The organism is Exiguobacterium alkaliphilum, from assembly GCF_018138125.1.
Lineage (GTDB): Bacteria > Bacillota > Bacilli > Exiguobacteriales > Exiguobacteriaceae > Exiguobacterium > Exiguobacterium alkaliphilum.
This window is the reverse complement of record NZ_CP073101.1, coordinates 820,943-835,583: the sequence shown is the minus strand read 5'-3', so window position 1 is coordinate 835,583 and position 14,641 is coordinate 820,943. Positions and strand designations below refer to the sequence as shown.

17 protein-coding genes are annotated in these 14,641 nt (G+C 54.6%); 6 read left to right on the top strand and 11 right to left on the bottom strand.

All coding sequences use genetic code 11. From position 1 onward, the window contains the following. Window positions 1-4: 4 nt before the first annotated feature. Window positions 5-1,558, bottom strand: coding sequence for a PTS transporter subunit EIIC (locus KB235_RS04450; protein ID WP_211780522.1), 1,554 nt, complete (start codon window positions 1,556-1,558; stop codon window positions 5-7). Between the two features lie 71 nt (window positions 1,559-1,629). Continuing rightward, window positions 1,630-2,979, bottom strand: a complete 1,350-nt coding sequence (locus tag KB235_RS04445; RefSeq protein WP_211780521.1) for a 6-phospho-alpha-glucosidase — start codon at window positions 2,977-2,979, stop codon at window positions 1,630-1,632. A 145-nt stretch (window positions 2,980-3,124) separates the two neighbouring features. Between KB235_RS04445 and KB235_RS04440 the strand changes: the two genes are divergently transcribed. Then, window positions 3,125-3,844: a GntR family transcriptional regulator gene (locus tag KB235_RS04440; protein WP_034809901.1), complete on the top strand. Its 720-nt coding sequence runs from the start codon at window positions 3,125-3,127 to the stop codon at window positions 3,842-3,844. A 38-nt stretch (window positions 3,845-3,882) separates the two neighbouring features. On the opposite strand, the gene KB235_RS04435 is transcribed toward KB235_RS04440, so the two are convergent. Then, window positions 3,883-4,290, bottom strand: a complete 408-nt coding sequence (locus KB235_RS04435) for an Lrp/AsnC family transcriptional regulator (RefSeq protein ID WP_211780520.1) — start codon at window positions 4,288-4,290, stop codon at window positions 3,883-3,885. Window positions 4,291-4,408: 118 nt separating this feature from the next. Here KB235_RS04435 and KB235_RS04430 point away from each other — a divergent pair, with 118 nt between their 5' ends. Then, on the top strand, window positions 4,409-5,167 hold the full coding sequence (locus tag KB235_RS04430) for an MBL fold metallo-hydrolase (RefSeq protein WP_211780519.1): 759 nt from the start codon (window positions 4,409-4,411) through the stop codon (window positions 5,165-5,167). A 129-nt stretch (window positions 5,168-5,296) separates the two neighbouring features. After that, the gene (locus KB235_RS04425) at window positions 5,297-6,013 is read left to right on the top strand and encodes a polysaccharide deacetylase family protein (RefSeq protein ID WP_211780518.1); all 717 of its coding nucleotides are present in this window, start codon (window positions 5,297-5,299) and stop codon (window positions 6,011-6,013) included. 34 nt (window positions 6,014-6,047) lie between these two features. Here KB235_RS04425 and KB235_RS04420 read toward each other — a convergent pair whose 3' ends face one another. From KB235_RS04420 to KB235_RS04400, 5 genes are all read right to left on the bottom strand, one after another. After that, window positions 6,048-6,446 carry a cytidine deaminase gene (locus tag KB235_RS04420; protein ID WP_021066236.1) on the bottom strand — a complete coding sequence of 133 codons (399 nt, stop codon included), beginning with the start codon at window positions 6,444-6,446 and terminating at the stop codon, window positions 6,048-6,050. 160 nt (window positions 6,447-6,606) lie between these two features. Next, window positions 6,607-7,638 (bottom strand): FecCD family ABC transporter permease, encoded by a 1,032-nt coding sequence (locus KB235_RS04415; RefSeq protein WP_211780517.1) that lies wholly within the window; start codon window positions 7,636-7,638, stop codon window positions 6,607-6,609. After that, a complete protein-coding gene (locus KB235_RS04410) occupies window positions 7,635-8,654 on the bottom strand; it encodes a FecCD family ABC transporter permease (RefSeq protein ID WP_211780516.1) in 1,020 nt (339 codons plus the stop codon). The genes KB235_RS04415 and KB235_RS04410 overlap by 4 nt, the downstream gene beginning before the upstream one ends. A gap of 4 nt (window positions 8,655-8,658) precedes the next feature. Beyond that, on the bottom strand, window positions 8,659-9,675 hold the full coding sequence (locus KB235_RS04405; RefSeq protein ID WP_211780905.1) for an iron-siderophore ABC transporter substrate-binding protein: 1,017 nt from the start codon (window positions 9,673-9,675) through the stop codon (window positions 8,659-8,661). A gap of 174 nt (window positions 9,676-9,849) precedes the next feature. Beyond that, window positions 9,850-10,443, bottom strand: a complete 594-nt coding sequence (locus tag KB235_RS04400) for an FMN-binding negative transcriptional regulator (protein ID WP_211780515.1) — start codon at window positions 10,441-10,443, stop codon at window positions 9,850-9,852. Between the two features lie 89 nt (window positions 10,444-10,532). On the opposite strand from KB235_RS04400, the gene KB235_RS04395 reads away from it, so the two are divergent. After that, window positions 10,533-11,219, top strand: a complete 687-nt coding sequence (locus KB235_RS04395) for a haloacid dehalogenase type II (protein ID WP_211780514.1) — start codon at window positions 10,533-10,535, stop codon at window positions 11,217-11,219. Here the strand turns inward: KB235_RS04395 and paiA are convergent. Together paiA and KB235_RS04385 are read right to left on the bottom strand one after the other, a co-directional pair. Next, window positions 11,194-11,712 (bottom strand): spermidine/spermine N(1)-acetyltransferase, encoded by a 519-nt coding sequence (gene paiA, locus KB235_RS04390; protein ID WP_211780513.1) that lies wholly within the window; start codon window positions 11,710-11,712, stop codon window positions 11,194-11,196. The two genes, KB235_RS04395 and paiA, sit on opposite strands and share 26 nt — an antisense overlap. 13 nt (window positions 11,713-11,725) lie before the next feature. Then, complete coding sequence (locus KB235_RS04385) at window positions 11,726-12,178, bottom strand: MarR family winged helix-turn-helix transcriptional regulator (RefSeq protein ID WP_211780512.1); 453 nt, start codon at window positions 12,176-12,178, stop codon at window positions 11,726-11,728. Window positions 12,179-12,320: 142 nt separating this feature from the next. Between KB235_RS04385 and KB235_RS04380 the strand changes: the two genes are divergently transcribed. Both KB235_RS04380 and KB235_RS04375 read left to right on the top strand, forming a co-directional pair. Then, a complete protein-coding gene (locus tag KB235_RS04380) occupies window positions 12,321-12,677 on the top strand; it encodes a DUF2200 domain-containing protein (protein WP_047375114.1) in 357 nt (118 codons plus the stop codon). Further along, window positions 12,677-13,105, top strand: a complete 429-nt coding sequence (locus KB235_RS04375) for a DUF1801 domain-containing protein (protein WP_211780511.1) — start codon at window positions 12,677-12,679, stop codon at window positions 13,103-13,105. Before KB235_RS04380 ends, KB235_RS04375 begins: the two co-directional genes overlap by 1 nt. Window positions 13,106-13,148: 43 nt before the next feature. Here KB235_RS04375 and gtfA read toward each other — a convergent pair whose 3' ends face one another. Then, window positions 13,149-14,612: a sucrose phosphorylase gene (gtfA, locus tag KB235_RS04370; protein WP_211780510.1), complete on the bottom strand. Its 1,464-nt coding sequence runs from the start codon at window positions 14,610-14,612 to the stop codon at window positions 13,149-13,151. Between the last annotated feature and the right edge of the window lie 29 nt (window positions 14,613-14,641).

Here is a 14,641-nt window from a genome sequence, read left to right as displayed (position 1 = left end):
TTGTTCAATTCGCTTGATCCATCTCTTTATGCATTTTCAGCAACTCATTCTTGTACAAGTCCGAGCGTCCCCCGAAGATGGCTTGAATATTGTTTTTCACCTTAATGACCCCGGCCGCGCCGAGCGCCTTCAACTCGTCCTCATCGATTTTTGACACGTCTTTCAATTCGACGCGAAGCCGAGTGAAGCACGCGTCGATGTCGACGATGTTCTCCCGGCCGCCGAGCGCCTCTTGGATGGCGAGCGCCGTCGTCTGAATCGACGTCTTTCCGGCTTTCTTCTCATTATAGTCTTTCCGAGTGAACAGTTTCGTCTCTTGCCCACCCCGGCCTGGCGTCGCCAAGTTCCACTTTTTAATCGCGAACGTGAAAATGCCGTAATAGACGATGAAGAAGCCTGCACCGACGACGAGGTTCATCCACCAGCGTGGCGTCCCTGGCAACACGTTCACCAAGACATAGTCAATCAATCCCGAACCTCCGGCCCAGCCGATATGCGCATCGAGCGCGTACATGAGGGCGAACGACACCCCTGTCAGAATGCTGTGGACGACGTAGAGGAGTGGCGCGATGAATAAGAACGTGAACTCGATCGGTTCCGTGATCCCGGTCAAAAACGCTGTCCCGGCCGCAGCGAGCAACAGGCCACGGACGACCGGGCGCTTGTCCGGGTCTGCCTGACGGTACATGGCGAACGCCGCACCGAGGAGGCCGAACATGACGATTGGGAATTTCCCGGCCATGAAACGACCGGCCGTGACGTCGACACCTTCGGCGATTTGGGCGAGGAAGATATATTGATCCCCGCTCACGATCGAGCCGCCGACTGTCGCCGTACCCCCGAGTGATGTCCATAAGAACGGGGCATACCAGATGTGATGCAGTCCGGTCGGAATCAACAGCCGTTCGAGCATCCCGTATAGCCCGACGTAGGCCGGATTTGTCGCGTCGCTCGCGATGACGTTCGCCATCGCCGTGAGCCCTGACTGAATCGGTGGCCAGACGAGCATCATGACGAACCCGAGCAAAATCGAGAAGAAGACCATGACGATCCCGACCGAGCGATCCCCGGCGAAGAAACCGAGCATCTCCGGTGGGTTGAACGTATGGAACTTCTTATACACCCAGACGGCGAGCAAGCCGACCGCGATTCCGCCGAGCACGCCCGTCTCAAGCGACGGGATACCGAGCAACATGCCGTACTCTCCGCTCTCGGCCGCCATCTCGGCCGTGATCCCGAGCGCGATCGAGATCGTCGTGTTCATAATGACGTAGCCGACGAGCGCGGCGAGCGCCGCAATCCCTGAACCGCCGGACAGACCGACCGCGACGCCGAGCGCGAAGATGATCGGTAAGTTGGCGAAGATGCTCAACCCGATCTGTAGCATCCCGGCACTGATCGCCTCGACCGTCCCATTTTGAAGAAACGTCCAACTCTCGGCGAGCGGACCGGTCAGCGCCGCCCCGAGACCGAGCAAAATCCCGGCCGCCGGCAAGAGCGCCACGGGCACCATGAGCGCCTTCCCGAACTTTTGAAATACACCGAACCATTGACTCATCTGATTCACTCCTTATGTGTAAGCGTTATCAATTCACAGAACGAACAAAGGGGAAGATTTCCCCTTCGTCTTTAGCGTGCGACCGTCTCCCGTTGTTTGAGGGCCGGCCAATAGTTCTCGTTCTCGTGGATCAAATCGTCAAGGATTTGACGGGCGACCGGCGCATCGACGACGGTCCGGTTGAGCGTGAGTGCTTGGAGCGCTTTCTCATAGCTGTTCTCGAAGTAAGCGTCAACGACGAGCTGTTCGTAAGCGAGTTGCCCTTCGATCATCCCTTTGTAGAAACGCGGGATGTGGCCGACCGCGAACGGCTTCGGCCCACGGTTCGTCAGCATCGCCGGTACTTCGACCATCGCATCGTCCGGTAAGTTGGCGATGATGCCATCGTTCTTCACCATGACGATGAAGATGTCGCCGTTGTTGTAGGCAAGTGACGCCGCGACGCGAATCATGTAGCAGCCGTGGATGTCGACTTCAAGATGCGCGTTCTCGAGCGAGTCGTCGGCGATGATTTGATCGCACATCGAGAAGACGCGCTGTTGGCGTCCGTTGATGACTTGACGGGCCCGCGTGTTTTCCACGTCTTCCTTCTCCGCCATGTCCGACGGATACAAGTAGTACTGGAGGTACGTGTTCGGCAAGTATTCCGGGAAGTCGGTGAGCATCTTCTCGACTTGTTTGAATGTCTTGATCCAAGACGGGTCGTTGGCGATTTCCGAGTCTTCTGGGATGAACCCGTCCTCTAAGATGGCGCGCTTGATGTCTTCTGTCAGCTCGTTGCCTTCTTTGTCATAAATGCCTGTGAACCACCCGAAGTGGTTGAGCCCGAAGTACTCTGGCACGAGGTCCCAAATCTCTTTGCCGAGAATCTTCGCGTAACTGACCATGATCGCGGCTGGCATGTCACAGATGTTCAAAATCTTTTTATCGTTCGGGTAGGCACGCTTCAACGCCTCGGCGACGATGGCGGCCGGGTTCGTATAGTTCAAAATCCAACCGTCCGGTGAACCTTGACGGATGTCGGCGACGAGATCAATCATGTCCCCGATCGAGCGCATCCCATACGACATCCCGCCCGGTCCACACGTCTCTTGTCCAACCACGCCGTGACGGAGCGGAATCTGCTCATCTTTTTCGCGCATTTCCAAACCGCCCGTCCGAATTTGGACGAAGAAGAAATCTTTATCGCGGAAGGCGTACTCTTTGTCCGTCGTATATTCGAACAGCTCGAGCTCTGGATAATGCTCACGCAAGATGACCTCAGTCGCTTTGGCGACGCGCTCTTGGCGGTCACCGTCCGTATCGTAAAACGTGATTGAACGTAGTGGGAAGTGAGCCTTCTCTTCAATCAAACTCATGATCATACCGATCGTGTACGTGCTGCCGCCACCGACGACGACGAGGCGTTGTCCTTGTTTCATATGTGCGTTCCCCTTTCAAATACATATCTTATTGATTACAATACAAATTTAATACATATTATCTTAATCGTCAACACTAATTTTGAAAACGTTTTATTTCGTGTATACTGAACGTATGAATCCAAGTCGCATCGGAGGGTCCACCATGAAAGCAAAGTCACCGCTTTATCAGCAAGTCGCGCAACGAATGCGTGCGTTCATCGAGTCCGGCACGTGGGCGCCCGGCGAGGCAATCCCGACCGAGGCACAGCTCGTCGAAGAGTTCGGCGTCAGCCGGGTCACCGTCCGTCAGGCGGTCAAACTTCTCCAAGAGGAAGGACTATTGTGGAAGCGCCAAGGGAGCGGCACGTACGTCCAGTCCGAAAAGATCGAGCATAATATGTATGAGCTGAAAAGTTTTACCGAAGATATGAGGCGTGAAGGGAAAGATGTGACGAACAAAGTGCTCACGTTCACCTTGCAGCCACCGAGTGAGAAAGTCCGGGAAGCACTCGAACTCGAAGAAGGTGACCTCGTCTTTTACGTGCGACGGCAACGGTTCGCCGACGGCGAGCCGCTCATCGTCGAGGACACGTACCTTCCGCTCAAACTCTTCCCCGACTTGACGTATGAAGTGATGACGCAGTCGAAGTACGCTTATATCGAAGACGTGAAAGGACTCAAAATCGCGGACAGCGTCCAAGAATTCATCCCGGTGCTCCCATCAAAAGATATCGCCGAGATGCTCGGGGTGAGCGAACGGACACCCGTGCTCAAAGTCCAGCTCTACTCGTTCCTTATGGACGGCAGCCGTTTCGAGTTCACCGAGACGTATTTCAAGAGCGAGGAATACCGCTTCATCATCCGCGCCGGACGGAGACATTAAAAAGGACCTGTGAATCACAGCGATTCACAGGTCCTTCGTCAGTTAATGACGATCGACAACTTATAATTGACGTACTTGCTGAGCCCATCCAAAAAAGCGTTCAGCTCTTGGTTCGACGGGAATCGGCACTCCAAGACGTAACAGCCGTCCCCGCTCACCTTGTAGTTATTGCGGACGTATGGCCGGTGCTCCTCGAGGAATAGGAGATACGGGTCGTGGAACGTGCTCGACGTAAAGATGGTGATCATCGCGTGAACCGGTAACCCGAGCTTGTCCTCATTCACGCGAATCGTATACCCTTCGATGATACCGAGGTCTTCGAGCTTCTTGACGCGCGTCGCCGTCGCCTGCCCGGTCAAGTGCACGTATGCCCCGAGTTCTTTCATCGTTATCCGGCTGTTCGCCTGTAACGCCTCGATGATGAGGCGATCTGTTGGATCGAGCATAGGTGGCTCCTTTCACGATTCAAGCCAATCCGTCCAAACACTTGATTCGTGTTATGTATGAAAAGACGGCTGCTTGTTAGACTGTACATACATTATAGCTAAAAGGAGAGATTTTTCTATGCACGTACAACTGATCCGTAATGCCACACTCCGCGTTGAATACGCCGGAAAGACGTTCCTCATCGACCCGTTCCTCGGGGAAAAAGGCGCCTATCCCCCGTTCCCGAACTCGGAACGGCAAGACGCTAATCCATTGGCCGACCTGCCAATCGCGATCGATGACATTCTGATAGGCATCGACGCCGTCATCTTGACCCACCTGCACCTCGACCACTACGACGAGGTCGCCAAACAAGTTCTGCCGAAAGCGATCCCGCTCTTCGTTCAAAACGAGGACGATTTGACTGTCATCGAAGGCGACGGCTTCACGAACGTGACCGTGTTGAGCGACACGACAGCATTCGAAGGAATCAGACTCACGAAGACAGCTGGGGAGCACGGTCGCGGTCCGATTTTAGAAATGGCCGGTCTCGTGTGCGGTGTCGTCTTTACCCACCCTACGGAACAGACGCTCTATGTCGCCGGGGACACGGTCTGGTATGACGAAGTCGCCAAGACGATTCAAGCGCATCAACCAGCAGTCATCGTCGTCAACGCCGGGGACAACCAGTTCGTCGAAGGCGGGTCGCTCGTCATGAACGAAGAGGACGTCCGCCATGTGCATGAGGCTGCCCCGTCGGCGACGATTATCGCGGTCCATATGGAAGCGGTCAACCATTGGAAACTATCGCGTCCTGACTTACGTGCCTATGCGGCATCACACGGCTTCGCCGATCGCCTCATCGTTCCTGAAGACGGCGAGACGATTTCACGCTAACGAAACGACGGCCCTGACCTTTCACGTCAGGGCCGTTTTTAGCTTCATTTTTGCCTTCTTGTTATGGTATTCTAAGCTTCATACCGATACCACGTCACCCGTTTTTTGCCTAGAGGGAGTTTTGTTTGGATGATGAAACGTGTCATTTTGCTCATGTCGATTTTTTTGTTGATCAGCTCCCTGTCACAGGCAGCGATTCCGAAACCGAAAGCTTATAACGACCGCAGCCTCATCTATTTGACGCTCGATGACGGGCCGAACCGGAAGACGGGAGCGCTGCTTGACGTCTTGAAGAAACATCGGGTCAAAGCGACATTTTTCATCCTTGGGAAAAATATCAAGGGAAATGAGCACCTCATCCGACGCATCGTCGCCGAGGGACATCTCATCGCCTTGCATGGGATGACACATGTGCGCGAGGAGTTTTATGCGTCGCCGATGACGGCCGTTCGCCAGATGCAGGAAGTGCAAGCACTCATTTACGACGTGACCGGCATCCATACGAATATGGCCCGCACGATTTACGGTAGTGACGCCGGGATGACGCCTGCGCACTGGCAAGCGATGGACGAGGCCGGTTTCGAGATTTGGGACTGGAACGTCGGCAGTCTCGATCACATCTATAAGAAAGACAACGCACCGATCGAGCAACGGGTGTTCAACCGGCTCGAGGCGAATTACGAGATGAATATCGCCTCCATCATCTTGGCGCACGATCATTCAATGACACCAAAAGCGCTCGACACGATTATCCGTTATGCGAAAGAACGTGACTATGAGTTCCGGACGTTAGATGGGGTGCATCCCCCCTACAACTTTTTCAATCCGTGGGAACCAAATGAATAAGAAAACGCTGAGTCGCGCGACTCAGCGTTTTTACTTACATCTCAAGCTCTGTGAACGCGAGCGGGACGAGTTCCTCAAGCGTCACTTCTTTCACGTCGGCGTTGCCGTTCGTGAGCAACACTTTGAAGTCCGGGTCGCCGAACTCGACGAGTACTTGGCGACAGATGCTGCATGGCGGCAAGAAGTCGACCGTGTCGCCTGACACCGCGACGGCTTCGAAGTCGCCTTTTTTATAACCTTGCGCGACCGCTGTGAAGATGGCCGTACGCTCGGCACAGTTCGTCGCGCCGAACGAGACGTTCTCGACGTTGACGCCGTCGATGACCGTACCGTCCTTCATGAGAAGCGCCGCTCCGACGCGGAAGTTTGAATACGGCGAGTAGGCGTTCTCTTTCACTTGGCGGGCACGCTCGACTAATTGTTGTTGGTTCATGGGATCATGTTCCTCTCTGACTCATAATGAACTGATGCCAGTTCCCGGCCTCTCTTTTTGGGCAGGATTTTTAGCATACACCCCCCACGAAGCAAAGTCAACGACTTTTTGATGGCGCTTTCACATGAAAAGAGTCACATCCGTAGACGTGACTCTCCGCTTATAACTCCCCTTTTTTGTTCATCCGAATCAAGAGAAAAATCAAATACGGTGCCCCGACCATACCCGTGATGACCCCGACCGGATAGCGCGCCGTGAAAGCGAACTGGCCGATGAGGTCGGCGGCAAGTACTAAAACGACACCGACGAGCCCAGCCGGAATGATCGTCGAGCGCCCGTCCCCGACGAGCCGCTTCGCAATCGGTCCCGCGAGAAAGGCGATGAAGGCGATCGGTCCGGTCGTCGCCGTGGCGAGCGCGAGCATGAGCACTGAGGCGATGATGAGGAGCACCCGTGTCTGGTTCGTCCGAACGCCGAGCGACGTCGCCGTCATTTCCCCGAGCTCTAGAATCTGGAGCTGACGGCTGAGCCAGATGACGACCGGCAGACAGAGCGCGACCGTGATCATGAGCGGCGGGAGCGTCTCCATCTTGGCGCCGTTCAAACTTCCGCTCAACCAGCGCATCGCCGTCCCGACGTCGTTTTGACGACTAATCAACAGGAGATAGTTGATGACGGCCGTCAGCATCGCCTGGATGCCAATCCCGACCAAGACGAGACGCCCAATCGAGAACGCGGCGCTCTTCGACAGGAAGTAGATGGCGAGTACGGTCAAGAGTCCCCCGATGACCGAGATGATGGAAACGAACGTGTTGCTCGCCTGTAACACGACGATACCGAACACGGCCGCCGCACTCGAACCGGTCGTGATGCCAATGACGTTCGGGTTAGCGAGCGGGTTACGGAGCATCGTCTGGAACACCGTACCGGCGACACCGAACGCGATTCCGGCAAACACACCGGCAAGCATGCGTGGCAGGCGGATCGTGTTGACCGCAAACGACGCGCCCGGCACGTCGGCGCCGAACAAGACACGGATGACGTCCCCGACCGGATAAATCGTGTTGCCGAGCATGAGCATCGTCACGCTCAAGGCGAGCGCGACGAGGCTCAGGACGAGCGTCACGACGACGGTCCGTTGCCGACGCCGTCTGCTGTTTTGAATCATCGGTTGATAAGGTTTTTTCATCATAGGTCACGCACCTTCACTTTCATCGTCAACGCAATCAAAATCGGCGCCCCAATAAAGGCCGTGACAATCCCGACTTCGAGTTCGCCCGGGCTACCGAGCAGGCGTCCCGTCACGTCCGCGAACGTGAGCAGGATCGCCCCGGCGAGCGCTGACATCGGGATGACGAGCCGCTCGTCTGGCCCGATCGTCAAGCGAATCAAGTGTGGCGCGAGCAGCCCGATGAAACCGATCGGTCCTGCGAGTGCCGTCGCCGCCCCACATAAAATCACGCCGGCGAACGAGGCAATCAGTTTGAGCGTGCCGATGCGGACCCCGAGTCCTTTAGCGAGCTCTTCCCCGAGCCCTAAAATATTCAACGACGGAGCCGCGAGGATGGCGATGACGATTCCGACGATAAAGAACGGCAAAAACGTCATAATCGAATCCATATTGCCGGCACCGACGCTCCCGACTTGCCAGAACCGGAACTGGTCCATGACGTTCGAGCGCGGGATCATGATGGCCATGACGAGCGAGGACAAGGCCGCACTCGTCGCCGCCCCGGCGAGGACGAGCTTGAGCGGGGTCGCCCCGCCCCGACCGAGCGACCCGATGCCGAACACGAAGACGGCCGTCAGGAGCGCCCCGACGAGCGCGAACCAAATGTAGTCCGACGACGATGAGATATTGAAGAACGCGATCCCGACGACGACGAAGAGGGCCGCCCCCGTGTTCACCCCGAGGATGCTCGGGTCGGCAATCGGATTTCTCGTCACCGACTGCATCAGTGCGCCCGAGACGCCGAGCGCCGCCCCGCACATGAGACTAAAAATCGTCCGCACGACGCGCTGTCGGATGATGTCCGCTTCATACGACTGAACAGCCGGACGGAATAAACCGTCAAGCAGTTCATCCCATCCGACTGTCCGTGAGCCGAAAGCAAGTGAAGCGAGCATGCAGACGACGAGCAAGACGAGTGCCCCCATCAAGATGAGAGGAAACCGTTTCGGCGTTTGCAACTTCTTCAGCTTATTCATTTGTTCACTCGACTTTCTCGAGTGCTTCCGAGACGAGTTTCACGTACTCATCGATCGTGTATTCAATCGAGAGCGGTGACGGTGTCCCGGCTGCCGCAAGCGGCGTGTTGTCTTCGATCAAGACGACCGACCCGCGTTCGATGGCCGGTACTTTGCTGTAGAGCGGGTCCGCTTGAAGTTCTTTGAGCGTCTGTTCGTTCCCGTAGACGACGAAGAGGTCCAAGTCGTTCAAGATGTCGGCGTTTTCTGAGCTGAGCTCAAGATAGAAGCTGCCTTCTTCGAGTTGGTCTTTAATGTTTTGCGGGTATTCCATGCCGAGCTCTTCGATGAAGGCACCGCGCGGGTCACCTGTCGTGTAGATGTAGAACTTCGACAAATCGCCAGGGGTCAAGGCGACGAACGCCCCTTTCTTGCCTGCCATGTCCGGTACTTCCGCCGCTTTATCCGCGATGAGCTGTTCTGTGTCGGCAATCAACTGTTCGCCTTCTGCTTCCATGCCCATCGCCATCGCGTTGTAACGAACCGTGTCTTGCCATGAAGAGACCCAAGGCGTCTCTTGGTACGCGACGACCGGTGCGATTTGTGTCAACGTGTCGTAGTCTTCTTGCGTGATGCCTGAGTAAGCCGCCAAGATGACGTCCGGCTGTGAGTCGGCAATCGCTTCAAAGTCGAGGCCGTCCGTGTCTTGATAGACGTTCGGGTCGGTTTCACCGAGCTCTTCTAACTTTTCAGCTGTCCATGGCAACACGCCGCTGCCGTCTTGAACGCCGTAGTTCGCAGCCGAGAAACCGACCGGCACGACGCCTAGCGCGAGTGCGACGTCTTGGTTCGACCAGCCGACCGTCGCGACGCGTTCTGGCTTCTCTTCGATGACCGTCTCACCGAGCGCGTGCTTGATCGTGATTGGGTAGCCTTCTGCTGACTCTTCATTCTCCCCCGTCGTCGCAGGTTCTTCTGTGTTCGAGCCGCAACCGGCGAGCACGAGCATGAACATTGAGACGAACAAGAACATATGTAACATCTTCTTATGCTTTTTCACGTTGTAATCCCCTTTTTCTCTTTTATGACGATGTATCACCGACACTGATAATCATTATCATTTATGAGTATAGGATGAATCCGGGACCGCTGTCAATCTGAACTTCAAGATATTCGACGTGAAACGAAAAACAGCCCATGTCAAATGACACAGGCCTTACCGTTTTTCGCGCATGACGTCCGCCATCGGACAGCCTTCCTGTTCGAGCTCGGAGACGATGCGCGCATAATCTTGATCGTTCCGATTTTGACTCAGCTTGAACGCCGCCTCGATTTCCGAGACGTCGATTCGAAAGCCGACGACACCGTATTTTTGACGCTTGACCGGTTCCGACAGCTCTTCCCAGACGACGGCGTCTTCCCGCTCACCTTCATGGTCTCGGAGCAGACCGGCCAATTCGTCTTCGAGCTCCGCCTCGGTCATGATCGTCGCCTTCCCGTAGAAATGGACCGCCTGATAGTTCCACGTCGACACGTCCTCATGGCCGTACCATGATGCCGAGACATAGGCGTCCGGGCCTTGGACGATGACGAGCACCGTCTGTTGTTCAATCGTTTTCCATTGCGGGTTATGTTTAGCGATATGCGTCGTGAACGACAGCTTTCCTTCGGCCTCATGCAGACGGAGCGGCACGTGCGTCGCAATCGGCTTCTGACCGTCAGACGTGACGATGGTGCCGAACGGATGGGCTTTTAGAAAGGCGTGGACTTCCTTCGGGTCGTTCACGGCGTACTGTTTTGGGACGTACATCGAATTCCTCCTATCTAGTTCCCACTCGTCTAAGCCACGTCAACTAGGGTAAAGAGTAGATGACGCTACATGACTTGAGGAGGGATATTATGAAACCACAGATTAAAGCATTCGTGTTCGATGTGTATGGGACCTTGTTCGACGTCCAGTCTGTCAAGGCGGCGTGTGACGAACAATTTCCCGGGAAAGGTGACCAGATTAGCCAGGCGTGGCGGACGAAACAACTCGACTACTTCTTCACCCGTCACATTATGGGGCGCTATGCCGACTTCTCGGTCGTCACGCGCGACGCCTTGCGGTACGCCCTGTCAACGGCCGACGTGACGTGGACGCCTGAAACCGAGGATACGTTGATTGCGAAGTACGCCGAGCTGTCACCGTACGATGAGGTCGCAGGTGTGTTGAACGAACTCCACGGAAAACGGACCGTCGTCCTGTCGAACGGGACGGACGCGATGCTCACGGCGCTCATCCATAACGCCGGGTTCACCGACCTGTTCGACGAACTCGTCAGCGTCGACGGTGTCAAACAAGCGAAACCGTCACCGGCCGCGTATATGCACTGGTTCAAAAATAGCGGACTGAAGCGGGACGAGGTATTGTTTCTATCCTCGAACGGTTGGGATATCGCCGGTGCGAAAAACTTTGGGTTCCACACGGCGTGGATCAACCGCGACGGCAAACCGCTCGACATGCCCGACCTGGCCCCGGACGCCGTCTATGAAGATCTATCCGGAATATTAGAATGGGTCACGGACGAAGCGGCTTGGCCATAATCAAATCAACTTGGGCGTCGTCACCCATATAGAACGTGTGCGCCCCGGTCTGGACGAAGCCATGCTTTTGATAGAAGGCGAGCGCCTTGTGGTTATGTTCCCACACACCGAGCCAAATCTCCCGTTTTTCCAGCTCGTTCGCGCACATGACGGCCTGGTCATACAACGCCTTGCCGACGCCACTTCCTTGGAACTTCCGTCGCACATAAATCCGTTCGAGTTCGAACGCCTCCTCGCCCATGGCCTCGGTCTGGGCGTTGTTGGCGTTCACTTTTAAATACCCTGCCACTTCCCCGTCGAGCATGGCGAAAAAGAACTGTGAGCCCGGATTTGAAAGCTCCTCTCGGAGTTGCGGCACGTTGTACGCCCGCTCGAGATACGCCGCGAGATGTGCCGGGTCGTTGTCGGCTTCGAACGTCTCCGTGAACGTCTCGATGCTGATGTCTCGGAGCGTGTCGACGTCTTCCAGTGTACATGCTTTGATGGTGATCATCTGGCTTCCCCCTTTAGTAGTCTCGTTTTTGACCTTTTTTGACAGCATCCCAATCCCCTTCGATATTGTGACGGACCCGCTTCAACAAACGGAGCAACTGCTCGGCTTCTTGATCCGAGAGACCAGCGAGCGCCACGTCCGTTGAATAGTCATGCTCGCGGAGGATGAGCGGATAGACCGCCTGTCCTTTCTCGGTCGGATGGAGTCGCTTGATCTTCTTGTTGTGCGGGTCGTCGACTCGTCGAATGAACCCTTCCCGCTCAAGCTTTTGAATCGCGCGCGCCGCCGTCGAGCGGTCGACTTTAATGAGTTCGGCCAGCTTTTCTTGGATGATGCCCGGCTCTTCGCAGATTCGGACGACATATAAGTACTGCCCTTTCGTGAGCTCGAGCTCCTTGAACTCGATGTTGCTAATCGAGTCGAGCGCACGGGCAATCATCCCAATCTCTCGTAGATGGTCTCTCATACAATCCTCCCGAATGTTGTATTTATACTGTATTATCCTCAGTTTAACTCGTTTTGTTGCATTTGCAACAAAAAATAACTTATATCTCACGTCTTTCAATGTGAGAAAATATAGCTATCACTCCACGAAACGAGGGGATTTCATGGCACACCGCATTTACACGACGAGCTTCGCGAGCGTCTATCCGCTTTACGTCGCGAAAGCAGAACGGAAAGGCCGAACGAAAGAGGAAGTCGACACGATCATCCGCTGGCTGACCGGCTATGACGAGGACGGGCTCGAACGACAACTCGCGTCCGAGGTCGACTTCGACACGTTCTTCGCAGCGGCACCGAAGATGAACGAAGATCGCGCACTCATCAAAGGCGTCGTCTGCGGCGTCCGCGTCGAGAACGTCGAGGAACCGCTCATGCGCGAGATTCGTTATCTGGACAAACTCGTCGATGAGCTCGCCAAAGGCAAGGCGATGGAGAAGATTTTACGAGGAGGGAAACTCTAATGGACTACACGACACTCGTCGACGACAAACGGCTCGACGCCTTCATCCGCTTGATCGACGTCATCGACGCGAATCTGCCCGACGGTTTCGAGAAGACGACCGATGGCAAAGGCGTCCACTACGTCGTCCCGCTGTCGACGTATCCGTCCGGGTATCACGTCACACCGGGCACACCGCTCCCGTTCTTGAGCGTCATCGCCCAGAAGCGGCATGTCGCACTCTATCATATGGGCGTCTATAGTGACCCGGCGCTGCTCCTTTGGTTCGAGGAGGCGTACGCCGCGCAAGTGCCGACGAAGCTCGATATGGGCAAGAGCTGTATCCGGTTCGGCAACGTCAAACATATCCCGTATGAGCTGATCGGTGAGCTCGTCTCGAAGATGACGCCGGCGGAATGGATTTCTGCTTACGAGCATAATCGTCCATAAGCCGACACAAAGCCCACACTCCATCAAGAGTGCGGGCTTTGTGTTAGTTGCTCACTGAAAAAGGTGATTCGTACTCATACAATTTCTCGTCTTCCTTCGTTTCTTGAATCATGAACGCTCTTACCGACAAATCGGCAGATAATTTGGCTTCAACCTTCCCATGTGTCCAGGTGATCTCGAGTGAGCGCTCGGTTGGTTGCCGCACTTCGAACTCCCCATCAAAAGCCGTTGAACGGTTACGGAATTTGAACAAATCGAACAGTTCCTGCACCACAGGCCGTTCGACTTCGCTCGCGACTTCTTCTTTCGAGTAGTAGTGACGGTTGATGTTTCTTCCTTCTTTCGTCGCTTCTAACAACTCGATGTCATTCTCACCAGCTAAAAGTCCGACGTAATACACTTGCGGGATCCCTGGGGCGAACAGCTGAATGGCTCGAGCAAGCAAGTATGACGCGTCATCGTTCCCGAGCGCACTATAGTACGTGCAGTTGATTTGGTAGATGTCGAGGTTGTTATACGCTTCCGAACTGTAGATTTTCTTCACGTTCGCGCCTTTACTGTACAGTGCCTCACGCGTCATCTCGATCTCCTCGTCGGTCAATAGGTCTTTGACGTCGACCACTCCGATCCCATCATGCGTGTCGAGTGTCGTGAACTGGTTGCGCGGGCAACGTTCCATCCAGTTGATCAGCCGCTCCGACCGTCCGCTGTATAAACCGTGAAGGACAAGCATCGGCAAAGCAAAATCATAGACATAATACCCTTCTTTGGCGATTCGTTCTTGAATCGAATGATGTTCGTGGATTTCAGGCAGGACCGTCGCGCCTTTGTCGGCGACGATTTCTTCACAATACTCGAGCATCTCCCAAATGTCCGGTTCGACGAAGAAACAATTCGTCCCAATCTTTTTATTGGCGTAAGCGAACGCGTCCAGACGAATGATTGATGCCCCTTTTCCTACAAGAAATTCAAGTTGCTGTTTAATGAACGACCGCGTAGCAGCCTTCGTGACATCCAAATCAATTTGTTCTTCATCGAACGTACACCATACCTTCTCCGTCGTCCCATCGGCGAACGTGACTTCTACATAAGGCGCTCTCGGTTTCCGTTTATAAATCAAATCAACTTGTTCAGAAGTAGGACCCCCTTCAGGCCAAAACTCGCTATATCGAATGAATAAATCTTTGTAGGCTGATTCGTCTTTCTTCTCCAAAAAATCCTGGAAATAAGGCGATTGACGCGATATATGATTCACCATGAAGTCCATCATGAAATCAAATCGTTCACTGAGGCGTTGCACGTCCTCCCATGTTCCGAACGCTTCGTCCACTTTCGTATAATCCATCGGCGCAAACCCGCGATCACCTGACGAAGGATAGAACGGTAACAAATGAATTCCGCCGATTACTCCATCGAGATGCGTACGAGTGATTTCATCGAGTTCTTTCAAATTTTTACCGAGACTATCTGCATAGGTGATCAACATCACTTCATTTTTCAATTTCATGTTCATTCTCCTTTTAAAAAGCTCCTACC